This window comes from Gillisella vitis (genome assembly GCF_001541345.2).
In the GTDB taxonomy this organism is placed as follows: Bacteria; Pseudomonadota; Alphaproteobacteria; order Rhizobiales; family Rhizobiaceae; genus Allorhizobium; species Allorhizobium vitis.
In genome coordinates this window covers 67,784-90,754 of sequence record NZ_LMVL02000008.1, presented here as the reverse complement: position 1 = coordinate 90,754, position 22,971 = coordinate 67,784, and the positions used below count along the sequence as shown (strand labels likewise).

General features: G+C 58.4%; 22 protein-coding genes. 19 read left to right on the top strand and 3 right to left on the bottom strand.

Translation table 11 applies throughout. The features are described 5' to 3' along the window. Positions 1-31: 31 nt before the first annotated feature. Genes ASB66_RS22535 through ASB66_RS22510 form a run of 6 tightly spaced genes read left to right on the top strand, consistent with a single transcriptional unit; the run spans position 32 to position 7,717 of the window. Positions 32-970 (top strand): DUF58 domain-containing protein, encoded by a 939-nt coding sequence (locus tag ASB66_RS22535; RefSeq protein WP_060719873.1) that lies wholly within the window; start codon positions 32-34, stop codon positions 968-970. Continuing rightward, the gene (locus ASB66_RS22530) at positions 970-3,798 is read left to right on the top strand and encodes a DUF4159 domain-containing protein (protein ID WP_114386937.1); all 2,829 of its coding nucleotides are present in this window, start codon (positions 970-972) and stop codon (positions 3,796-3,798) included. Before ASB66_RS22535 ends, ASB66_RS22530 begins: the two co-directional genes overlap by 1 nt. A gap of 1 nt (position 3,799) precedes the next feature. Further along, a complete protein-coding gene (locus ASB66_RS22525) occupies positions 3,800-5,869 on the top strand; it encodes a hypothetical protein (RefSeq protein ID WP_060719875.1) in 2,070 nt (689 codons plus the stop codon). After that, a complete protein-coding gene (locus tag ASB66_RS22520; protein WP_060719876.1) occupies positions 5,869-6,402 on the top strand; it encodes an HXXEE domain-containing protein in 534 nt (177 codons plus the stop codon). The genes ASB66_RS22525 and ASB66_RS22520 overlap by 1 nt, the downstream gene beginning before the upstream one ends. Beyond that, entirely contained in the window at positions 6,402-6,827 is a 426-nt protein-coding gene (locus ASB66_RS22515; protein WP_060719877.1) for a GNAT family N-acetyltransferase, read from the top strand. The genes ASB66_RS22520 and ASB66_RS22515 overlap by 1 nt, the downstream gene beginning before the upstream one ends. Positions 6,828-6,868: 41 nt before the next feature. Then, on the top strand, positions 6,869-7,717 hold the full coding sequence (locus ASB66_RS22510; RefSeq protein ID WP_060719878.1) for an MBL fold metallo-hydrolase: 849 nt from the start codon (positions 6,869-6,871) through the stop codon (positions 7,715-7,717). A gap of 116 nt (positions 7,718-7,833) precedes the next feature. Here ASB66_RS22510 and ASB66_RS22505 read toward each other — a convergent pair whose 3' ends face one another. After that, entirely contained in the window at positions 7,834-8,409 is a 576-nt protein-coding gene (locus ASB66_RS22505) for a GNAT family N-acetyltransferase (RefSeq protein ID WP_060719879.1), read from the bottom strand. Positions 8,410-8,766: 357 nt separating this feature from the next. On the opposite strand from ASB66_RS22505, the gene ASB66_RS22500 reads away from it, so the two are divergent. Continuing rightward, complete coding sequence (locus tag ASB66_RS22500; protein ID WP_060719880.1) at positions 8,767-9,735, top strand: glutathione S-transferase family protein; 969 nt, start codon at positions 8,767-8,769, stop codon at positions 9,733-9,735. On the opposite strand, the gene ASB66_RS22495 is transcribed toward ASB66_RS22500, so the two are convergent. Further along, entirely contained in the window at positions 9,717-10,115 is a 399-nt protein-coding gene (locus tag ASB66_RS22495; RefSeq protein WP_060719956.1) for an NUDIX domain-containing protein, read from the bottom strand. The two genes, ASB66_RS22500 and ASB66_RS22495, sit on opposite strands and share 19 nt — an antisense overlap. A gap of 144 nt (positions 10,116-10,259) precedes the next feature. Here ASB66_RS22495 and ASB66_RS22490 point away from each other — a divergent pair, with 144 nt between their 5' ends. The 6 genes from ASB66_RS22490 to ASB66_RS22465 all read left to right on the top strand — a co-directional run bounded on the left by ASB66_RS22490 (position 10,260) and on the right by ASB66_RS22465 (position 16,083). Continuing rightward, entirely contained in the window at positions 10,260-11,168 is a 909-nt protein-coding gene (locus ASB66_RS22490; protein ID WP_060719881.1) for a metallophosphoesterase family protein, read from the top strand. A gap of 231 nt (positions 11,169-11,399) precedes the next feature. Further along, complete coding sequence (locus ASB66_RS22485; protein WP_060719882.1) at positions 11,400-11,981, top strand: ATP-dependent Clp protease proteolytic subunit; 582 nt, start codon at positions 11,400-11,402, stop codon at positions 11,979-11,981. Positions 11,982-12,153: 172 nt separating this feature from the next. Beyond that, a complete protein-coding gene (locus ASB66_RS22480; protein WP_114386954.1) occupies positions 12,154-13,338 on the top strand; it encodes a benzoate/H(+) symporter BenE family transporter in 1,185 nt (394 codons plus the stop codon). A gap of 347 nt (positions 13,339-13,685) precedes the next feature. Continuing rightward, positions 13,686-15,392: a 2-isopropylmalate synthase gene (leuA, locus tag ASB66_RS22475; RefSeq protein WP_060719884.1), complete on the top strand. Its 1,707-nt coding sequence runs from the start codon at positions 13,686-13,688 to the stop codon at positions 15,390-15,392. A 142-nt stretch (positions 15,393-15,534) separates the two neighbouring features. Beyond that, complete coding sequence (locus ASB66_RS22470; protein ID WP_060719885.1) at positions 15,535-15,807, top strand: type II toxin-antitoxin system Phd/YefM family antitoxin; 273 nt, start codon at positions 15,535-15,537, stop codon at positions 15,805-15,807. 3 nt (positions 15,808-15,810) lie between these two features. After that, positions 15,811-16,083 (top strand): Txe/YoeB family addiction module toxin, encoded by a 273-nt coding sequence (locus ASB66_RS22465; RefSeq protein ID WP_060719886.1) that lies wholly within the window; start codon positions 15,811-15,813, stop codon positions 16,081-16,083. A 16-nt stretch (positions 16,084-16,099) separates the two neighbouring features. Here ASB66_RS22465 and ASB66_RS22460 read toward each other — a convergent pair whose 3' ends face one another. Next, positions 16,100-16,531: an Lrp/AsnC family transcriptional regulator gene (locus ASB66_RS22460; protein WP_060719887.1), complete on the bottom strand. Its 432-nt coding sequence runs from the start codon at positions 16,529-16,531 to the stop codon at positions 16,100-16,102. Positions 16,532-16,637: 106 nt separating this feature from the next. Here ASB66_RS22460 and ASB66_RS22455 point away from each other — a divergent pair, with 106 nt between their 5' ends. The 6 genes from ASB66_RS22455 (at position 16,638) to ASB66_RS22430 (ending at position 22,731) form a co-directional block, all read left to right on the top strand. Next, positions 16,638-17,774: a saccharopine dehydrogenase family protein gene (locus tag ASB66_RS22455; RefSeq protein ID WP_326492046.1), complete on the top strand. Its 1,137-nt coding sequence runs from the start codon at positions 16,638-16,640 to the stop codon at positions 17,772-17,774. Positions 17,775-17,898: 124 nt separating this feature from the next. Then, complete coding sequence (locus ASB66_RS22450) at positions 17,899-18,327, top strand: YkgJ family cysteine cluster protein (protein WP_234613960.1); 429 nt, start codon at positions 17,899-17,901, stop codon at positions 18,325-18,327. A 205-nt stretch (positions 18,328-18,532) separates the two neighbouring features. Continuing rightward, complete coding sequence (locus ASB66_RS22445; RefSeq protein WP_060719957.1) at positions 18,533-20,689, top strand: type VI secretion system Vgr family protein; 2,157 nt, start codon at positions 18,533-18,535, stop codon at positions 20,687-20,689. Beyond that, on the top strand, positions 20,689-21,363 hold the full coding sequence (locus ASB66_RS22440; protein WP_060719890.1) for a hypothetical protein: 675 nt from the start codon (positions 20,689-20,691) through the stop codon (positions 21,361-21,363). Before ASB66_RS22445 ends, ASB66_RS22440 begins: the two co-directional genes overlap by 1 nt. Continuing rightward, the gene (locus tag ASB66_RS22435) at positions 21,356-22,057 is read left to right on the top strand and encodes a hypothetical protein (protein WP_060719891.1); all 702 of its coding nucleotides are present in this window, start codon (positions 21,356-21,358) and stop codon (positions 22,055-22,057) included. The genes ASB66_RS22440 and ASB66_RS22435 overlap by 8 nt, the downstream gene beginning before the upstream one ends. A gap of 368 nt (positions 22,058-22,425) precedes the next feature. Further along, a complete protein-coding gene (locus ASB66_RS22430) occupies positions 22,426-22,731 on the top strand; it encodes a PAAR domain-containing protein (RefSeq protein WP_060719892.1) in 306 nt (101 codons plus the stop codon). Positions 22,732-22,971 lie beyond the last annotated feature (240 nt).

Below are 22,971 nucleotides of genomic sequence, written 5' to 3'. Positions count from 1 at the left end.
TAGCGTTTTGGCAGCATTTGCACCAGAAGCGATGAGAGGGGCCGTTGACGGACGGATCGTCGAGAAAACCCCGACCGGGGATGTTCTGGCTCGCGCCCGCCAACGCGCTGCCCTTATTCCCGACTGCATGGTGGAAGCCAAGCGCATCGCCAATACGGTGATTTCCGGCTGGCATGGCCGCAGAAAACGCGGCATTGGCGAAAATTTCTGGCAGTTTCGCCCCTATGCCGAGGGCGAAAGCCTGGCCGGAATCGATTGGCGCCGCTCGGCCCGCGACGATCATCTCTACATCCGTGACCGCGAATGGGAAGCGGCCCATACGATCTGGCTCTGGGCCGATCTGTCGCCCTCGATGATGTATAAATCCCGCTTCGGCAGTGTTTCCAAGGAAAGCCGGGCGCTGGTGCTGATGCTGGCGCTGGCTGAAGTGCTGGCGCGCTCCGGCGAGCGCATCGGCTGCCCCGGCATCATGGAGCCGATTTCCGCCCGCAACGCTTCTGAGCGGCTAGCGGCAGCGCTGATCCATGCGCCGGACCTGAGCGGCCTGCCCAATCAGGGCCTTCCCGATACCGCCATGATCCGCAATGCCAGCGATATCGTGCTGATCGGTGATTTTCTCGATGATCCCGATGCGATCATGGCGGGCATTGCACCGCTGGCGCGGCGCGGGTTGCGCGGCCATGTCATCGAGGTTGCCGATCCGGCGGAGGAACTGTTTCCCTATGCGGGCCGCACCGAATTTACCGACCCGGAAACAGGCGAAAAGCTGGTATCAGGTCGCGCCGAAGGCATCAGGGATGACTATCGCCGCGCCTATTTCCTGCGCCGTGAAGCCTTGAGCGAGGAATTGCGGCGGCTGGGCTGGAGTTTCACCCCGCATCTCACCGATCGCCTTGCCTCAGAAGCGCTGGTCAAGGTGCATATGCATTTGTCGGGCGCGCCGCAGCTTTCGCATCGTGGAGGCGCGTAATGGGTGGCCTTCCGCTTGCCTTTGCCAGTCCTGCCCTGCTCGGCGCACTCGTCGTGCTGCCAGCCATCTGGTTCCTGCTGAAACTGACGCCGCCGCGCCCGCAGATGGAGGTGTTTCCGCCGCTGCGCATTCTGGCCCGGGTGCTGAAACGGGAGGAAACCCCGGCCCGAAGCCCATGGTGGCTGACGCTGCTGCGCATGGCGATGGCAACCCTGGTCATTCTGGCCTTGGCCGAGCCGGTGCTCAACCCGCGTGGCACATCAGTTGCTGGGGGTGGGCCGCTCGTTCTGGTCATCGACAACAGCTGGGCCAGCGTCACCGATTGGGAGCGCCGCGTCGAGACCGCAAACGGCCTGATCGATGAGGCCGAAAACAGCAATCTGCCGATTTCCCTGGTGCTGACCGCTGACCTGACCCAGGATGCCGTCCCCGTCAATGCCGCCACTGCCCGAGAAAGGCTGAGCGCCGCCCGGCCCCGTCCTCTGACACCGGACCGCAACCGCGCCCTCACCGGGTTGACAGCAGCGCTGAAGGGCACAAGGCCCGGCACGCTGGCCTTCCTGAGCGACGGTCTCGCGGCCAGCGAAAGCGAACAGATCGGCAGGCAATTCTCCGCCCTTGCCCCTGCCGAATTGCGGGTGATTACCGATGATGGCAAGGCAAGTGTCGCCCTGACCGGAGCCACAAATGGTGTCGATCAGCTCGTCGCCAAAGTCACCCGTCTGTCGTCTGCCGATCCCCAGCAGGTCATCGTCGATGCGCAGGACCAGCAGGGACGACCGATTGCGTCTGGCACCGCTAGTTTTGCCGCCGGACAAAGCGTTGCCACAGCCGAGATTGCCGCACCTTTCGAGTTGCGCAATGATTTTGCCCGGTTAAGCCTTGCCGGTTATGGCACAGCCGGTGCGGTCCAGCTTTTGGATGACGGTTTTCGCCGCCGCAAGGTGGCGCTGCTGGCTGGTGACGCCAATGACGAATTCCAGCCGCTGCTATCGCCGCTCTATTACATCCAGCGGGCGCTGCAACCCTATGCCGATCTGATCAAATCCAGTGACAAGGATCTGGCCAGAGCCATTCCCGAGTTGTTGCAGCAGAACCCCTCGGCGCTGATCATGGCCGATATTGGCCGCCTGCCGCCGGATGTGCAGCAGCAGCTGCAACGCTGGCTGCAACGCGGCGGCACGCTGATCCGGTTCGCCGGACCAAGGCTTGCCGCTGCCCCCGCCGACGATCCGCTGGTGCCGGTAACGCTGCGCCAGGGCGAACGCCAATTGGGCGGTGCGCTCTCGTGGTCGGAGCCGCAACCGCTGGCCCCCTTCCCGCCAACCAGCCCATTTGCCGGGCTTGCGCCACCCGATGGCGTGCTGGTCAAGCGGCAGGTTCTGGCTGAACCGACCCCTGATCTCGCCAGCCGCACCTGGGCAAGCCTTGCCGATGGCACACCGCTGGTCACCGCCAGGGATAGCGGTGCCGGGCGCATCGTGCTGTTCCATGTCAGCGCCGAGGCCAGTTGGTCCAATCTGCCGATCTCAGGCGATTTTGTGGAAATGCTGCGCCGTGTCGTGCAGATGGCTCATGCCAGCGGCGCCAGTACCGGTAGCAATGCCACTGCCGCAGCCGCCAGCCTGCCGCCCTACCGGCTGCTGACCGAGCATGGCGGACTGACGGCCGAGGCCAGCAATGCCAAGCCGCTGGAGCTGGGGCCTAAGCGCCCGCCTGCCGCCACATTTGACAATCCACCCGGCCTTTACGGCTCCGAAGATGGATTTTCCGCCCTCAACCTTCTGCCAGCGGGTGCTGAGTTGAAACCAATCAACCTTGATGGCGTGACGGTTCCGGTGGTGCGCGAGCCGCTGGCCGGGGCAAGCGCTACACCGCTGAAGCCGCCGCTGCTGGGTGTCGCATTGGCGCTGTTCATCATCGACAGTCTGGTTGTGCTTCTCATGGGCGGCGCCTTTGCCCGAATGCCGAAAGCCCGGATCGCCAAAAGCGCTGGGGCGCTCGTGGTTCTGGCCGCGGCATTGACCCTGCTGCCTGCGGACCGTGGCTTTGCCAATGACGCCAAGCCGGGCGACGACATCCTGCTGCAACGGCTGGATACCACCCATCTGGCCTATGTGAAAACCGGGGAGCAGGACGTCGATAGCATTTCGGAACGGGGCTTAAGCGGGCTCACCGAATTTCTCACCTATCGCACCACGCTGGAGCCGGGCGCGCCAGTCGGGCTGGACATTGCCAAGGACGAGCTATCGCTTTACCCGATCATCTTCTGGCCGATTTCGGCCAGCGCCCCGATGCCAAGCGCCGAGGCGATCAGCCGGATCGACGCCTATATGCGCTCCGGCGGCACGGTGCTGTTCGACACCCGCGACCAATTGGGCAGTATGGGTGGGCAAGGAGATGCCGGGGCCAGCGCCAATGGCGAGCGCCTGCGCCAGATTCTTGCCAATATCGATATTCCGCCGCTGGAGCCGGTGCCGAAGGACCATGTGATCAACCGGTCCTTCTATCTGCTGCATACCTATCCGGGCCGCTACACGGGCAGCCCACTGTGGGTCGAGGCTCGACAGGAGGCGCGCGCCAGCCAGAACGGCCTGACCTCGGGCGGTGACGGCGTGTCGCCGATCATCATCACCGGCAATGATTTTCTCTCCGCCTGGGCCATCGACGCCAATGGTGTGCCCATGCTGCCGACTGTGCCGCCGGATGAAAACCAGCGGGAAATCTCCTACCGGGTCGGGGTGAATATCATGATGTATATGCTGACCGGCAATTACAAAGCCGATCAGGTCCATGTTCCGGCCCTGCTGGAAAGATTGGGCCAATAAGATGAGCCTTTCCTTCTCCCCCTTCCTGCCCCTCTGGGCGCTGGCCGCACTGGCCTTGCTGGCGCTGGCCGTCGCAGCCATCGGTTTTCGCCGGGGCATACGCGGCGCAACCATCCGGCTGGTCGCCTTTGCCGCCTTGATCGCCGCCCTCGCTAATCCGCAGCTTCTGTCTGAGAACCGCGACAAGCTCTCGACGGTCGTGCCTGTGATCGTTGACCGCAGCCAGAGCCAGACCGATATCGCCAGCCGCAAGGCGATGACCGATCAGGCCCTGCAGGGCGTCAAGGACAAGCTGGCCCGCTTTCCCGGCATCGAGCCGCGCATTGTCGAGGCCTCGACGCCGGAAAACGCTGACACGCCATCGACCCGGCTGTTCGAAGCCCTATCCTCTGCGATATCCGACGTGCCGCCAGCACGGGTTGGTGCCGCGATCTTCATCACCGATGGACAGGTGCATGATGTGCCGTCCAACCTGAAGACGCTCGGCATGGATGCGCCGGTCCACACGCTGTTGACCGGCAAGGCCAATGAATTCGACCGGCGCATCGAAGTGGTGCGCGCGCCACGCTTCGGCATTGTCGGCCAGAGCCAGGACATGTCGCTAAGGGTGATCGATGAAGGGGTGAAGGGCAGCCAGCCTGCCACGATAACCGTGCGGATCAATGGCCAGGATAGCGGCTCGTTTACCGCCGTGCCGGGGGCTGAAACGCCCTATTCCTTTGCCGTGCCGCGTGCCGGGAGCAATGTGCTGGAATTTTCCGTCTCCGGCCTGCCCGGCGAAGTGACGGAAACCAATAACAAGACCGTGCATCTGATCGACGGCATCCGCCAGAACCTGCGGGTTCTGCTGGTGTCAGGTGAACCGCATGCCGGTGAGCGCGCCTGGCGCAACCTGCTGAAATCCGATGCCTCCGTGGATCTGGTGCATTTCACCATTCTGCGGCCCCCGGAAAAGCAGGATGGCACGCCGATCAATGAGTTGTCACTGATCGCCTTTCCAACCCGCGAGTTGTTCGTTGAAAAGATCAGTGATTTCGACCTGATCATCTTCGACCGCTACCAGCATCGCGGTGTGCTGCCGATCCTCTATTATGATTACATTGCCGAATATGTCCGCAAGGGCGGCGCGCTGCTGATTGCGGCTGGCCCCGAACATGCCGGTCAGGATTCGATCGCCATGACCCCGCTGGCCTCGGTTCTGCCAGCAGCCCCGACCGGCAATATGCAGGAAGGCGGCTTTTATCCGCGCCTTTCGGAGATCGGTAAGAAACACCCCGTGACTCGCGATCTCGATGGCGCCGCATCAGAGCCTCCGCATTGGGGCCGCTGGTTCCGCAGCGTCGATGTCGATCCGCCGCAGGGTGAAACGGTCATGACCGCCAATGACAAGCCGCTGCTGGTGCTGAACCGGGCCGGACAAGGTCGCGTCGCCATGCTGTTGTCCGACCAGGGCTGGCTGTGGGCGCGCGGCTTTGAAGGCGGCGGCCCGCATGTGGCGCTTTACCGCCGCATCGCCCATTGGCTGATGAAAGAACCGGAACTGGAGGAAGAAGCGCTGACGGCGCGGGCCAGTGGCCGGATGCTGACCATTACCCGCCAGACCATCGGCAATGACCCCGGCCCCGCCACCATCACCAGCCCGTCTGGCAAGGTGCAGGACGTGACCTTGACCCAGACCGAACCGGGCCGCTTCACGGCGGAGCAGCGGATGGCGGAAACCGGCCTGTTCACCATCACCAATGGCGAATTTTCCACCCTCGTCCATATCGGCGCGGTGGATGCGCCGGAATTCAAAGCGATGATTTCCACCCCTGACATTATGAAACCGGTGTCGGACGCCACCCACGGCCTGATCCGGCGACTGGATGCCGGGGCGAGCGGTGTATCCGTTCCGGACATCCTGCCCGTCAGCGGCCCGGTCCGCAGCAGCGACGGCGAACGCATGGCCATTCGCATGACCAGCGAAACCCTGCTGAAAGGCGTGGACACCCTGCCGATGTTTGCCGGTTTCGGCGGCCTTGCCCTGCTGCTGTTTGCGGTTTCGGCCATGTGGTGGCGTGAGGGGCGGTGATGGAGGCGGCAGTTCCTGCCCCGTTTGTCTACATTATGGTCGTCGCCTTTGTGCTGCATAATGCGGAAGAAGCTTTCCGGATCGAAACTTGGGCAAAGCGCTGTTTACAACCATCGATGGCTCGTTGGTATGGCACCGCAGCCTTTGTCGTCGCGGTGTCGCTGCTGTCAATTGCCTTTGCAGCGATAGCGATCTGGGCTGTAACGACCAGCGATGACCTGGCCTATCGCCTGCTTGCGCTCGCATGGGCGGCAATCTACAGCAATGCCCTGCTGCACTCAGCCAGTTGCGTCCTCTCCTCCAATCCCATGCCGGGCGGATGGACAGCGGTCTTAATTATCTTGCCTCTTGGATGCTGGTCTTTCTATCAGGCTATCGACCAAGCTCTGCTCTCGCCTTACATGGCCTTGATATTGTTTGGCACCGGAGCCTTACTGCAGGTCCCCATAGCACTTCTTGCCATCGTCATAGGGAATGTGATCATTGCCATCTATAAACTATGGTCGAAAGATGGAGTTCACGGGAGACGGTAATGCCAGATTTGAAGCTTGAAACTTTCGATGAAGTGCCGCAGGGGGCGGAAGCCTTGATTGACAGCGCATTGACCGAGTATCACGATGAGATGCTTGGCGGTCCTGCCAACCTTCGGAAACTTTTCATCCCGCTTCACGATCAAGATGGGGCAGTTGAAGGCGGCATTGTCGGGCAAACGGGGCGAAAATGGTTGTTTATCGCCATGCTTTTCGTGCCTGAGTACCGGCGCGGCCAAGGGATTGCCGGGAACCTTCTCGCCGCCGCCGAACGGGAAGCTCGCAAGCGCGGTTGCAAGGCCGTCTATCTCGATACGATCAATCCTGTTGCCCGCCGCACCTATCAGAAACACGGTTATTCTGTCGTCGGCGGTCTTGATGAGTTTACCGATGGTTACAGCGTCACTTGGATGAAAAAACAGCTGTAAGCCTCGATATTCTCTTGCCCCATTATTCTTAGGAACCTCCCATGTCCCCCTATCACTTCACACTTGGAGCAGCGCAGATCTTCGCCCTTCAGGATGGCATTCTGACCGCCGATGTCGGCAAGCTCTATCGCCGCAATGGCGAGCCTGTCGCGGAGGGGTTTACAGATGCCGCGACCTCGCTGTCCGTCAACTGCTTCCTCATCAAAACCCCTGAACGGATCGTGTTGATCGACACTGGTTCGGGCCAGCTCTTCGGGCCGGATCACGGCAAGCTTTCTGCCGGGCTGGCAGCACTCGGCCTCAGCCCCGCCGATATCAACGACATCATTCTCACCCATATTCATGCTGACCATACCGGCGGGCTGGTGCGCGATGGTGCGCCGATTTTCCCCAAAGCCACGGTCCACGCCGGTCGCACGGAAACCGATTTCTGGCTGTCGCCGGGTGCCGCCGATGCACCTGATGTGACGGAACGGGTCAAGGGCCAGATCGGTCGGGCGCATCTTTGCCTTGACCCGTATGAGGCCGAGGGACGGTTGACGATTTTTGACGACAACGGGCCGATCCTTCCAGGCTTCAGCGCCACATTGCGTGCCGGTCATACACCCGGCCATCTGGCAATCCGGTTTGAGAGCGAGGGCCAGTTTGAGAGCGAAGGGATGGCCATGCTGTTCGTCGGCGATATCGTCCACGGCGAGAACGTGCAGTTCCGCGATCCCGCCATCACCATCGATTTCGATTATGATCAGACCAATGCCGCCAAAGCACGGGCGCAGGTTTTCGAACAGGCGGCAAGCGAAGGCTACCTGATTGCCGCCGCGCACCTGCCTTTTCCGGGTGTCGGTTCTATCAGGAAAGAAGCGAAGGCCTATCGTTTCGAGGCTTTGTGATAATGGCGTGAGCATGACGCCTGATCGTCTCGGAGCTCAACGATCAATCAGGATTAGAGCGCCGTGCGATTTAAAAAACGCACGGCGCTCTAATTTTTTATGTCTCCGGCATAATTTCAGCCATTTGCTGCCAGACGCAAGGGCTCGCAGTCCTCGACATCCTCAACCGTATCGAGAGGAACGACAACCTGGCTGTCGCGCCAGCCAATCACACCCTTCAGCCGGCCATGCACATCCTCAGCCAGCGGCACAACCAACACCCGACCGGGATCAACCGGACCGGGGAATGCCAGGGCATTGTAAGCGATTTTTTCAAAGCCGAGCGGCATATAGTATGGCGGATCGCCGATCAGGATCACCGCTTCGGAGCCATTCCGCCGTGCGGCTTCAATGGCGATGCGCACCAGTTCCCGACCAATGCCCAGGCATTTATGGGAGGGACGCACGGCAAGCGGGCCAAGCATATGGCCTTTGACTGTTCCCGCCAGCACAGGTGTCATGCGCACAGAGGCAATGGTTTCGCCCTTGTCGGCGCAGACGAAGGATAGCGTGCGATCATGCGGGCCTTGTTCCCGGATACGGGCAGCGGCTCGTGTGAACCGGCCAGGGCCGAAAGCTTCCGCGTTGATGAGTTCGATAATGGCGTCGTGAGACGCATCCTCAGTGAGGTAGACGAGATCGTGCTTTTGCATGAAGACCGGAACCGTATAGCGAATTGCGCAGGAGTGTTCACACCATCACAGAGATGGTCGAGAGCATCAGCGTCGTCGCAGGTTCCGGCAGAAGGTCATGGGATCACTGTCCAATTTCGATGGCAATTTGCATAACAACAAATTTTCCGACCGTCTATAGCATCGTGCAGAAAAACGGAACCGGCACGATGCTATAGGGTCTTGCCTCGCATCGTATGGTCCGAAAACCGGTTTCCACCACTCGGTCCAATGTTTTATCCTAAAACACACTGTTCATCAGCCAAATCATCGCAATTCCTCACCAGCATCGCATATAAGAACAACGGAAATTCGAAACAGCGATGGAAGGAAAACCCAATGGGCATGTTGGTTGATGGCGTCTGGAGCGACGCCTGGTACGATACGAAGGCCACCAAAGGGCATTTCCAGCGCTCAGCCAGCCGGTTTCGCAATTGGTTGACCGCTGATGGCGCACCGGGGCCAAGCGGCAGTGGCGGTTTCAAGGCTGAGGCCGGACGCTACCATCTCTATGTGTCCCTGGCCTGCCCTTGGGCGCATCGAACGCTGATTTTCCGCCAATTGAAAAAGCTGGAAGCGTTGATTTCGGTGTCCGTCGTTCATCCGCTGATGCTGGAAAACGGTTGGACGTTTCAGCAGGACAGTGCGGCCACCGGCGACCATCTGTTCGGGGCGGATTATCTCTGGCAGGTCTATCTCAAGGCCGATCCGCAGTATAGCGGTCGGGTCACGGTGCCTGTCCTTTGGGACAAGCATTTGAATACCGTGGTCTCCAACGAATCCGCCGAGATCATCCGCATGTTCAACGCCGCCTTCAATGCGCTGACAGGGGATATCAAGGATTTCTATCCCGAGCCGCTGCGTGGCGAGATCGATGCGCTGAACGACCGCATCTACGACACCGTCAATAACGGCGTCTACAAGGCCGGTTTCGCCACCACGCAAGAGGCTTATGAAGACGCAATAACCCCATTGTTCGAAACGCTGGATATGCTGGAGCAACGGCTTTCCTCCAGTCAGTTCCTGATCGGTGACACGTTGACCGAGGCGGACTGGCGGCTGTTCACCACGCTGGTGCGGTTCGATGCGGTCTATGTCGGCCATTTCAAATGCAACATCCGCCGCATTGCCGATTATCCGGCGCTATCGGCCTATCTGTCGGCGCTCTACCACTGGCCGGGCGTGGCGGAGACCGTCAATATCGACCATATCAAGCGCCATTACTACGGCAGCCACAAGACCATCAACCCGACGGGAATCATACCGGTCGGCCCTGACCTTCCCTTTCTTCACCAGAAATCGGCGTAAGGCCCGTCCGTGACTAACTCCGCCAGGCGCCGCCGGGTGGCGGGGGTGATTCCCGCCGGGAGCGCATCGAGGGGGAAAAAGCCCGATTCGGCGATTTCCCGGTCCGGCAGGCGCGGCGCGGTCTGGCGCACACGGGCGCTGTAAAACAACACATGATCGCGGCGGCTGGCGGTGCGGTTCAGGTAAGATTGCAACAGAACAGGCGGCGCGGTCATCACCAAATTGCCCTCTTCGCGCAATTCCTTTTCCAGCGCTTGGCTCGCTGTTTCGCCGCGCTCCACACCGCCGCCGGGCATGTACCAGCCGGGAAGATAGGTGTGCCGCACCAGAAAAATTCGGCCCTGATCATCAAAACAGGCGGCCCGCACTCCAAGCGTCATGCCGCGCGTGATGGCAAAATAAACGTGTAATAGCCGCACCACAAATTTTTTCACGGAACCCAAGCGGCTGTCATCCGGTTGAGACCCTGATGGATACAGTGTCATCGCGCTTGCTCCACTCCCCGGAATGTATAGATAAGGTTCATGTTCAAACTCGCCCATATATCCGATATCCATCTGGGGCCTATGCCGCATCTCACCTTTCGAGAACTGGCGTCAAAGCGCATCACAGGTTATGTCAACTGGCACCGCAACCGGGCAAAACACATGGTCTCCGGCACGCTGGAAGCGCTGGTGGCCGATATTCACGCCAGGGCGCCCGATCATCTGACGGTTACCGGCGATCTCGTCAATCTGGCATCCGGGCTGGAGATCAACAAGGCCGCCGATTGGCTGCGCACCGTCGGCCCCCCCGCCACGACATCGGTCGTGCCGGGCAATCACGATGCCTATGTGCCAGGCGCCCACGAAAAGGCAATGCATGCCTGGTATGATTATGTGCGCGGCGACACGGACCCGGACATCTGGCGCAAGGATTTCAAACTCTGGCCAACCTTTCGCCGTCGGGGACCGGTCGGGCTGATCGGTTGTTCCACCTCCATCGCCACCCCGCCCTTTTCCGCCAGTGGCTATTTCAGCTCGCGCCAGGCCCGTGAAACTGCCCAATTGCTGCGCCAAGCTGGCGAAGAAGGCCTGTTTCGGGTGGTGCTGATCCACCATCCCCCTGTTCGGGGTGCCGCCTCGCAGCACAAGCGGATGATCGGCATCCGCCGCTTTGCCGCAGCGATCTCGCTGGGCGGGGCTGAACTGGTGCTGCACGGCCATACCCATCTCAACACGCTGAACTGGCTGCACAATCGCCATGGCCGGGTGCCAGTTGTGGGTATTGCCTCGGCCAGCCAGGGGCCGGGCAGCAAGAAGCCGCAGGCCGCCTATAATCTGTTTTCGATTTCCGGCGCATCAGGGGCGTGGGTGCTGGATTGGGAACGCTATGCGCTGACGGGCGATACCAGCGAGGTATCCCTGACCCATAACCAGAGATTGTCGGGCTGAGCCGCCGATATCAGCAATCCCATCACCGAACCAAGTCGTTGAAAAAACGATATACAGGATCAACTTCCTGTTCACTGCGTCCACGCTTGCCTTTTTCCGGCATTGTTTTAAGCCTTGATAAGCACTATTTGCATAGGAAGTGGTAAGCGTCCCGTCCGCAGCCTATCGGTCATTGTGATGGCCAGGACGCGGTCGGTTCGGGTGAGCAAAACGCAAATGAGGAATTGCCGAATGAACGAAGAAGACGACGACAAGAGCAAGGAACTGCCGCTCGGCAAGGAAACGGAAGCGAATCTTTTCAAGTCGCGTTCGATCTTCATCTATGGCGGAATCACCCAGGAACTGGCGCAGAAGGTCTGCACCCAACTGGTGGCTCTGGCTGCCGCCAGCGACGACGACATTCGCGTCTACGTCAATTCTCCAGGCGGCCATGTCGAATCGGGCGATTCGATCCATGACATGATCAAGTTCATCAAGCCGAAGGTCTGGATCATCGGCACCGGCTGGGTCGCCTCCGCTGGCGCGCTGATCTATGTTTCGGTACCGAAGGAGCAGCGCCTTTGCCTGCCCAACACCCGCTTCCTGCTGCACCAACCCTCGGGCGGCACACGCGGCATGGCATCGGATATCGAAATCCAGGCCCGCGAAATCATCAAGATGAACCAGCGCCTGATCAAGATCTTCTCCAAGGCCACAGGCCAGACGGAAGAAAAGATCGCCAAGGACATCGACCGCGATTACTGGCTCTCGGCTGAACAAGCCAAGGACTACGGCCTGGTTTCGAAGATCGTTGAAAGCCAGTCGGAAATTTAATAACACAACTTTGAAGATAGACCCCGTCGGAGCAATCCGGCGGGGTTTTGTTTTGTGTGCCTGCCATCGCAAATGTGTTTCGATACGTACCCATTTGCCTCATCTCAGCCTTGCGTGTTTCATTAAAACCTGATGTTCCAGCCGGATCGATACTGTGGCCGGGACCATCCGCATGCTGAAAGAATTCTCGCCGCAAAGCCTGTTCATGGGGCTTCTGGTGGCCTTTGTCGGCTTTGCCAGTTCCTTCGCCGTTATCCTGCAAGGGCTGAAAGGGGTTGGCGCCAGCGATCTGCAGGCGGCTTCCGGCCTAATGGCGCTGTCGGTCTCCATGGGCATTTGCGGTCTTATCGTCTGTCTCAAGACGCGGATGCCGATTTCTATTGCCTGGTCGACGCCGGGTGCTGCCCTGCTGGTGACAGCCGGTGTGCCGCAGGGCGGTTTTTCAGCGGCGGTCGGGGCGTTTCTGGTGTGCGCCGCGCTGATCGTCATTGCCGGGCTGTTCAAGCCGCTTGGCCGGGCCATCGGCGCCATTCCCGCCCCGCTTGCCAATGCCATGCTCTCAGGGGTGATCGTCGGCCTCTGCTTTGCCCCGTTCAAAGCCATCGAAGAAAGCCCGCTGCTCGGCCTGCCAATCCTGCTGGCCTGGGCGATTGTCGGCACCATCAACCGGCTCTTTGCCGTTCCTGCCGCGCTTGCTGCCTTCGTTCTGGTCCTGGTGTTCGCCGTTCCCCTGCCCGACGGCGCATTCGCGGCATTGGGTGCGTCCTTGGTACCGCCGGTGGCATTCGTGATGCCGACGTTCACATTCGCATCGATGGTGTCCATCGCATTGCCCCTGTTTATCGTCACCATGGCCTCGCAGAACATTCCAGGCATCGCCGTGCTGAAAGTGCATGATTACCACCCAAGGCCGGGTCCGCTTTTCACCATTACCGGCCTGTTCACCGCCTTTGCTGCGCCCTTTGGCGGCCATGCCATCAATCTCGCCGCCGTCACTGCCGCCATGGCGGCGGGCCATGATGCCCATGCCGATCCGCAGCGACGCTACTGGGCGGCGATGATCGGCAGCGTCGGCTATCTGGTGCTTGGGCTTTTGGCCGGTGTGGTCACCTCCTTCGTCGGGCTGGCACCCGCCATCCTGATCGAATCGGTGGCCGGTCTTGCGCTGATCGGCGCCTTTTCCGGGTCAATCGTTTCGGCTTTCCGCGAACCCACGACCCGCGAAGCCGCCGCCGTCACCTTTTTGGTCACCGCCTCGGGCATTTCGCTTCTTGGCATTTCCGCCGCCTTCTGGGGATTGATCGGCGGCCTGGCCATGCTGGGATTGACCCGGTTCGCCGTCCGGCTGCGGCGCTGAGCGTCATCCGCAGCCTTGATGAAAATTACCCTTGCCAGCCCGGAAACCGCTGATTATAGATTGAAGCATGAAGACATCGGGCCATTCCATGACGAAGACTGCACAGCGGGGCAATTTTAGCCGCGCCGCAGCTTTGCGCGCCCTATCCTCGCTTCTTCTTCTCGACCTTATCCGCGGTTGCCGGGTCCATTGAGGAGCGCCCGGCGGCCGGGTTAGCCGTTGCAGGCGATTGCTCCTCACCACTCCACAATTTTGACTGTTGACCCCTAAGGGGCCGAATTTTGCATTCGCGTGCGGCACTCGATCCGCTATAAGCCGGGCATATTCGGGATGAGAAGAGAGCGAACATGTTGAAGACCAATTCCGTCAAAAAGGGCATGCCCGACGCGGCAAACAAATACCGGCCCTACCCGCAGATCGACATTTCCGACCGAACCTGGCCGGGCAAAACCATTACACAGGCACCGATCTGGTGCTCGGTCGATCTGCGCGACGGCAACCAGTCACTGGTCAATCCGATGGGCCACGACCGCAAGGCCCGGATGTTCCAGCTGTTGCTGGACATGGGCTTCAAGGAAATCGAGATCGGCTTTCCCTCGGCCTCACAGACCGATTTCGACTTTGCTCGCTGGTGCGTCGAGCAAGGAAATGTGGCAGATGATGTCTCCTTGCAAGTGCTGGTGCAATGCCGCCCGGAGCTGATCACCCGCACCTTTGAGGCCCTGGAAGGCGCACATAAGCCAATCATCCATTTCTATAACTCGACCTCGGAATTGCAGCGCCGCGTGGTGTTTGCCAAGGACGTTCCCGGCATCAAGCAGATCGCCGTCGATGCGGCGAAAATGATTATCGACATGGCCACCAAGGCTGGCGGCGGCTACCGGTTTGAATATTCGCCGGAAAGCTTTACCGGCACCGAGTTGGACGTGGCGCTGGAGATCTGCAACGCCGTCATCGCCGAGATCAAGCCGACCGCCGACAACAAGCTGATCCTCAACCTGCCCTCGACTGTGGAAATGGCGACGCCGAACATCTATGCCGACCAGATCGAATGGATGTGCCGCAATATCGACAACCGCGAAAACGTCATCATCTCGCTGCATCCCCACAACGACCGCGGCACCGGCATCGCCGCCACCGAATTGGCGCTGATGGCAGGCGCCGACCGGGTGGAAGGTACGCTGTTTGGCAATGGCGAACGCACCGGCAATGTCGATGTGGTGACGCTGGCATTGAACATGTACACCCAGGGCATCGATCCCGAGCTGGACTGCTCGCAGATCGAGCGCATCAAGGATGTCTATGAATATGCCAATGAAATGACCATTCCGGAGCGCCATCCCTATGTTGGCGAACTGGTGTATACCGCCTTTTCCGGCTCGCATCAGGATGCGATCAACAAGGGGATGAAGGCGGTGAAAAAGGCCAATTCCCCGGTCTGGGAGGTCCCCTATCTGCCCATCGATCCGCAGGATGTCGGTCGCTCCTATGAGGCGATCATCCGCATCAACTCGCAGTCCGGCAAGGGCGGCATCGCCTATATCTTGCAACAGGATTACGGCATCAACCTGCCGCGCAACCTGCAGGTGGAGTTCCGCGAGGAAATCCAGCGCATTACCGATGAAGAAGGCGTGGAACTGCCCTCCAAGCGGATCTATGACAGCTTTATCAGCCGTTATATCGACCAGCCCAATGCCCGGCTGAAATTCGTCGATCACCACACCTATCCCGACACGGCCACCAAAGGCGTGCGGATCGTCGCTGCCGAAATCACTGATGGCGGCGAGGTGAAGCGCATCGAGGGCAAGGGCAATGGCCCGATTGACGGCTTCGTCAACGCGCTCTCCACCTATCTGGGCATTGAGATCTCCGTGCGCGATTATTCCGAGCACTCCCTGCAACATGGCTCCAATGCTGCCGCCATCGCCTATGTGGAAATGGACCATCCCGGCGGCCGCCTGTTCGGCTCCGGTATCAACCAGAACATCGTCACCGCCTCGCTGGAAGCCATCGTCTCGGCCGCCAACCGGGTACTGGACGCAAGGGCGAAGTAAGGGAAGCCGACTTCACAGCAACCCGAAAGAACCAAAGCCACCCGCAAAACTCTTGCGGGTGGCTTTGCATGTCGGCAATCCAGTTGACTTCGATGCAACAATTAATGTACAGAAATACGTACAGATTATTGAGGCATAGACCATGACCAATGTCCGTTTCACCGAATTCCGCCAGAATTTCGCCCATCATTTCGACAGCGTGCTGGAATCACGCGCGCCCTTGCTGGTGACCCGCCAGGGCAAGGAGGCCGTGGTGGTGATTGCTGAAGGAGAATATGAGAGCATGCAGGAAACCTTGCATCTCCTGTCCAACCCGGCCAACGCCGAACGCCTGCGCGACAGCATCGAACAACTGCGCCAAGGGAAGGTCACTGACCGCGATCCAACCGAGCCGGATGACGGCCAGGATACTTAAACGATGAAGCTGGGCTGGACCGAGAATGCCTGGGACGATTACGAATTCTGGCTCCAAACCGACCTGAAAATGGTCTCGAAAATCAACGACCTGATCCGCAACGCCAAGAGAACACCGTTTACCGGCCTTGGAAAGCCCGAGCCGCTGAAAGGCGATCTAGCAGGCTTCTGGTCGAGGCGCATCGCTGGCGATCATCGGCTTGTCTATTGCGTTTCGGGGTCTGGCCAGGAACAGCGGCTGGATATTGTGCAATGCCGCTACCACTATAGGAAATGATCACCATACAAGACGATCACCGCGCAATCCGCGTCGATAGAATAATCGACGACAGCGTCCGCTCCACCCCCGACAGTTCCCCAATTCGGTCAATCAGCCGGTCCAGCTCCTGGATTGAGGGCGCTGCCAGCATGGCGATCAGGTCGTAAGGACCGTTGACGGAATGCAGCGCCGTGACCTGCGGGATGGCGGCCAGCTCTGCCGTAACGTTGGTCAATGCCTTGGGCGCCATGGTGATCATCACATGGGCGCGGATCAGCCCGCTTTGATAGGCGTCCGATAGACGGAGTCCGTAACCGGTAATCACCCCTTCCCGCTCCAGCCGTTCCAGCCGCGCCTGCACCGTGGTGCGCGATAGGCCAAGCCGTCGCGCCAGCGTGGCCACCGGCATGCGGGCGTTTTCGCCCAACAGCGCCAGCAATTCACGGTCCTTATCGGAGACCTGCATTCTGCTCAATCCTCTCGGCAAATCGTCCACTATTGTAAGCGAAAACGCTCAATTTGCCACTGTGAATCGACAGGGATCGGCTCCACACTGAAGGCTCGTCAAAAGCATCAGGGGAACGATCATGAAAAACATTTCCATCATTGGCGCGGGCAAGATTGGCGGGGCAATTGCCCATCTTTTGGCAGAGACAGGCGATTACCGGGTAACGGTTGCCGACCGTAGCGCCGAGCAATTGGCAAAGCTTGCCACTCACCCCGGTATCGCCACGGCTTTGGTCGACATTACCCATAGCAACGCCTTGGATGCCCATCTTCACGGTCAGTTCGCGGTTCTCTCTGCCGCCCCTTTTCACATGACTGGCGCGATTGCCGAAAGTGCGGCGCGCAGTGGCTGCCATTATCTCGACCTGACCGAGGACGTGGCCACGACGAAAAAAGTCGAGGCGCTGGCGGAGGGTGCGCGCACCGCCTTTATCCCCCAAGGCGGCCTTGCCCCCGGCTTCATTTCCATCGTCGCCCATGATCTGGCACAGCGCTTCGAGACGTTGGACAGCGTGCGAATGCGGGTCGGCGCGCTGCCGCAATACCCGTCCAATGCGCTGAACTATAACCTCACCTGGAGCACGGACGGCTTGATCAACGAATATATCGAGCCCTGTGAAGCCATTGTCGAGGGCCGGATGATCAGCGTGCCTGCCATGGAAGAGCGTGAGGAATTTTCGCTTGATGGCGTGACATATGAAGCCTTCAACACGTCAGGTGGTCTCGGCACGCTGGCAAAAACCCTGGAGGGCCGGGTGCGGACGATGAATTACCGCACCATCCGCTACCCTGGTCATCAGGCAATCATCAAGGCGCTGCTCAACGACTTTAACCTGAAGAACCGCCGCGATGTGCTGAAGGACCTATTTGAAAACGCCCTGCCCGCCACCATGCAGGATGTGGTGGTGATTTTCGTCACCGTTTGCGGCTGGCGCGAAGGCCGCTATATGCAGGAAACCTATGCCAACAAGGTCTATGCCGGGACTGTAGCGACTAAGAAAATGAGCGCCATCCAGATCACCACCGCCGCTGGCATTTGCGCCGTGCTTGACCTGTTGGCTGAGGGTGCATTGCCCCAATCCGGCTTCGTGCGCCAGGAAGAAATCAGCCTCGACGCCTTTCTCGCCAATCGCTTCGGCCAGCTCTATCAATCGCCAGCCGCCCCGATCGCCCGCAAGCGCCACGAATACGCAGCGGCATAAGCGAAGTCATGCCCCCCTCACCCGGACAATCGTTTAAGGGTGAGGCGCATGGCGTAGGCGTTTGCCTTATGCTACGGCAGGTTTTCCATCTCAAAGCTGCAAAAACCGCCCTATGCCCCTCGACATGTCCCCAGCCCCGGCAACCCTGCCCGCTCGCACGTGCGGCACCTGCACGCTCTGTTGCCGTCTGCCGGATATCGACGCCTTGGCAAAGCCCGCCAATACCTGGTGCACCCACTGCACAGCCGAGAAAGGCTGCACGATCTACCCCGACAGACCGCAGCTCTGCCGAGACTTTCTCTGTCTGTGGATGACAAGCGCCAGTCTCAGCCCGGAATGGGAACCGGCCAAGGCAAAGATGATGGTCTACACTCAAGGCCCGCAAATCACGGTCTTGGTCGATCCGGCGTTTCCAGAGGTATGGCGTCACGAACCCTACATCAGCACGTTGCGCCGCTGGGCCGCCGACGCCGAGGCGGTCGGCGGCTATGTCATCGTTTTTGTCGGCGAAGACGTCGTCAAGATCAACGCTGGCAAGGTGCTGGCCGGTTAGACTTTGCGCAATTCTGCATCGCCCTTTCCGTTCACGAATGATCATTCGCAACCGAAAAAACAAACATATCCGGCAACACAACCAAAACCTTGACCTTTCGGAAAGCTAGTCTAATTTCGCCATAGGGATGGCGTGTTTGAAACAGTTCGGGCGGGCCATCGATATTGCATTTGATATTTTAAGACGCAATCCCGGGGGCCTTACGATGTTCGACGACATATTGACTGCCGATTTCATTCAGGCCAGCCGCGTTTTAAAGGTCTCCTCTCCGCTGGGTGAGGATCAATTGCTGCCGGAGCGGATGAAGGTGGATGAGGGCGTCAATCGTCTGTTCGAAATCACTCTGCATGTCCGCGCCAAGCGTGAAGCGGTCAAGCCGGAAGAGCTGATCGGTAAGCTAGTCGACATTTCCCTGGAAATCCGCCAGGGCGAGTTGGGCGAGGATGGTCTACGCCGCCCGTTCAATGGCTTGGTGACCGATCTTGAGGAAGGCCCGCCGGTCACGCGCGGGTTACGCTCCTACACGCTCACCATCCGTCCGCAGATGTGGCTGCTGTCCCGCCGCTCCGATTGCCGGATCTGGCTGGATATGACATCGATCCAGGTGCTGGAAACGCTGTTTTCCGAACATGGCCTGCCGCAGCCGGATATCGGCTTTCTACAGAACAAGCCCCCGGCGCAAGGCTATTCTGTCCAATGGCAGGAAAGTGACCTCGACTACCTGCTTCGCCGCCTGGAAGAAGATGGAATCTTCTATTGGTTTCAACATGATAAGGGCATCCATCGCCTGAGAGTAACGGACCACCAGATTGCCTGGTCAAAGGCATCGGCCAGCGCGGAAGGCGATGACACCGTGCGGATCGCCCAAGGCTCTTCCGACCGCAACCACATCACCGAATGGATGAGGCGCTTCAGTTATGTCCCAGGCCAGCGCGTCGATGCCGACTGGAATTTTGAAACGCCGAACTTCATTCCACGCTCGCAGACCCCTTCTCTCGTGGAGTTATCGGGCAATGCCAAGCGCGAGCTTTACAACTACCCCGCCCGCGCCGCAGATTACACCGAAATGGAGCGCGTCGGTAAATTGCGCGCTCAGGCGACACAGGCGGATCACGAGCGGATCAAAGGCCAATCGACCGTGCGTGTGCTGGAACCGGGACGACGCTTCAACCCGTATGAAGAACCCCACCCGGAACACAAATACGAAGAGCATGTGATTACCCGGATCACCCATTGGGTGGTGGATCGCTCCTATGAAACCACGGAAAATCAGCCGGAATATATCAACGAATTCGACGCCATACCGTCCCGTATCCCCTTAACCCCGCATCGCACCACCAAACGCCCCCGCATCGAAGGCGCGCAGGTGGCCATTGTCGCAGGCCCCTCGGGGGAGGAAATTCATCCTGACAAATACGGCCGGATCAAAGCCTGGTTCCCCTGGGACAGACGCGCCAAAAAAGACGGCTCCGACACCTGCTGGATCCGCGTCTCCCAAAGCTGGGCCGGCGGCCTCTGGGGCTCCCAGGTCATCCCCCGCATCGGCATGGAAGTCATGATCGCCTATATCGACGGCGACCCGGACAGACCGCTGGTAACGGGCGTCGTGCCGAATACGAACAACCCAGTGCCGTATGATTTGCCGGCGAATAAGACGAGGTCCACGTTTAAGACCAAGACGCATAAGGGGAAAGGATTCAATGAACTCAGATTCGAAGACGAGTCCGGCAGAGAAGAGATTTTCATGCACGCTCAAAAGGATATGTACACAGCAGTGGAAGACAACAATGCCCTCATCGTTGGCTCAAACGATCACACAATTGTTGAGGGGAATCAGAACGCCACTGTTCATAAGAACAAGGAAACCCAGGTGGGAGGCTTCAATATCGAGCAAGTTGGCTTCATGGACATCCGTACTGTTACGGCTCCAGCTGCTGGACTCAATTTCATATCGAAGACAATGAAAACTGACTCGTCCTGGGGAGAATTTGATCTCGTCAGTCTGCTGAACTCAACCAAGCTTGCCGGAATGGCTGTCGCTGGTGGTATCGAGCCGTTTTCGTCAGTAAGCTTTGTGCAGGGAAGTTCGATCCTAAACGCCGGTACTGACTGGCGAGTGACGGTAGGACGAAATGCCCATATTGACGTGGAGGGCGACTACTCCATCTCGGTTGATGGCACAACCCATGAGGAAGCCGACGGTAGTAAGATCTTTGCCGGAGGTGAGAATGTGGAAGTGTATGCTGGCAAGACGCTGATCCTCGCCTGCGGAGAGTCTCACATTGAACTTTCGGATGATGGAACCATCCGCATTGTTGGTAAAACCATCGAAATCATGGCAGGCAGAGTGGATATCAATTGATGATCGGACGAGTAATGAAATTGACTAGGATTCGTACTCTGGTCCTGATATTTTATGCTACCTTTGGATGTGGAACGCCGTCAGTGTCGAAGGCGGCAGATTGTGCAGAAATTCTCAAGAATCCGCCGCAACCGCTGTTTGAAACAGGCGTAATCTACAAATACATCGTCAATCTTGATAGAGCGAATTGCCCAAAACTCCATAAGCCCGAGTTTGACAGGTTTATCCAGGAGCTTGATCTCAACCTCGTATCCTATGTGCTGCTTGAAGCGAGACTTTCTCGTGGCGATATGGAAACAGGCAAGGAAGCTATTGCGGCCTATCTCAGGCAATATGGTGATACGAAAACAAAGATGGACGACAACGCCGTTCTTCCGTTGATCGACATTGCCTATTATAGTTGTAAGGGTGATCAAACTTGTATTGGCAAGACTGTACAGTCCTTAGTTGATGTAACATCTCTGACAAAGCCCGCAGCCTGCCTTTACGGCTTGCCTAATACCTGTGTAGCAACGGATTTGCGCCCAAACTTCTATTTCGTCAATGACGCTACGCTCGTAACGTTACCCGCCGCTAAAAATGCTTTAAAACTAAGAGCGCGGTTCATTTGCGAGCGATACCAAAATTGCGATCCTAGTGACCAAACCAGCAATGGAAACAACCGTAATGAGTGAAGCAGAAGCACGCGAGGCTCAATATTATGCCAATAGGGGCCAAGTACTGACGGCCGGACCGACTCCGATTGAGGAGTTCATTGCCAATCAGCGCCGGACGCAGCCCGTACTGCACTCCAATCAACAAGGCTTTTCTCAGCGTTTTCGAGGCATCGTGGCACCAAATTCAGAGGTTGTGCTGCAGACCAACGGCGTTGTACTCAATACAGTCAATTTCGATCTGTTCAAGGCCGGCCATTCAGAGTTGACAATCCTGCCATCGACCAGCCGTGACGGTGTGCCGGGTGCTATGAATACATATGCACCCGACAAGACGAAACCGAACCAAGGTGCGGCGATGCGTGCAGTCAACAAGGTAATGAAGACAAACAAAATTATTTCAATCATCCGAGGTCCGCTCGACCAGATCATTGACATGCAGGTCTATTTCGGTGACGGCCACTGGAGCGAAACATATAACAGCGGGAAAACCTACCAGTTCAGGACCAAAGGCGCGGCTGAAACGGCTATGATCAAGCTCAAACTCAATAACCCGATGAATTCAGCCTATTTCAACATGTTCGTAAGCATACGCATGGTGCCACCGGAAAAACCAGTCTCCCAGAACGGTGAAAGCGTCAAAGGCATTATGGAGAGGCTTGACGAATATACTGGCTCGATTCGCGATTTTGCCAAAAATCACAATCCATTTTGATCTGTGTTGTAGAACGGATTGGCCAATATGAAAGGTTTGACCGAATATGGCATGCGAATTCCGTATATCGTCTTGAGTGAATTTCTCGACGTACTCGCTACGTTTTACAATGTATTCGATGGTGCAACGGGGAAGCGTTCCCTCAGCAGAATCTATCTTGGACTGTTTGTCATTACGGTTGCGATCATTCTCACGATTTTAATTTTCACGAATTGAGCTCATCGCGCAGCTAACATTAGTATTGCCACCTACAATGCAGAGATGAGGAATTATTTCGATACCCCCAAATAAAAAATGCTTAATAGTTAATCCATATCTGACGTGTGCGTGAGTAAGTTCAACTTGATAAACTGGAAAGTGACAAAATTATGCCCGCCATCACACGCCTCGGCGATATTGGTTCCGGCCATGCCTGCCATTTCCCGCCGACACCCTCTATCGAGGCCAGTGGTAATGTGTTCATCAACGGTCGCGGCGCGGTACGGGTTGGGGATGCCTATGGCGCGCATGCCTGTTCCTCCTGCCCGGAACCAAGCCATGGCCGGGCTTTGGCAGCAGGATCGCCGACGGTCTTCATCAATGGCCAGCCTGCCGGGCGAATTGGCGATGCGATTGATTGCGGTGGGACTGCTGCAGAAGGGTCAGGCGACGTGTTCTTGGATGATGGCGCTTGAGCTGCCAAGCTGGCGGACGAGATCAACCAAAGCTGGGAGACACGGTTTCGCACGGAGCATTTGCACGGTGATCCCCTATGATCGAGGGGCTGAAAATCACTCTTGCGCGGCGTGGCGGACCGGGTTATGAATTCCGCCATGAAGATCGTTTTGTCCATGAATGCTTGGTGGTGGGTTCGCTAACGCGGCCTTGACCAGTCATGTCTAAAGACGATTGACCCAAAGCCGCCCGGATTTCCT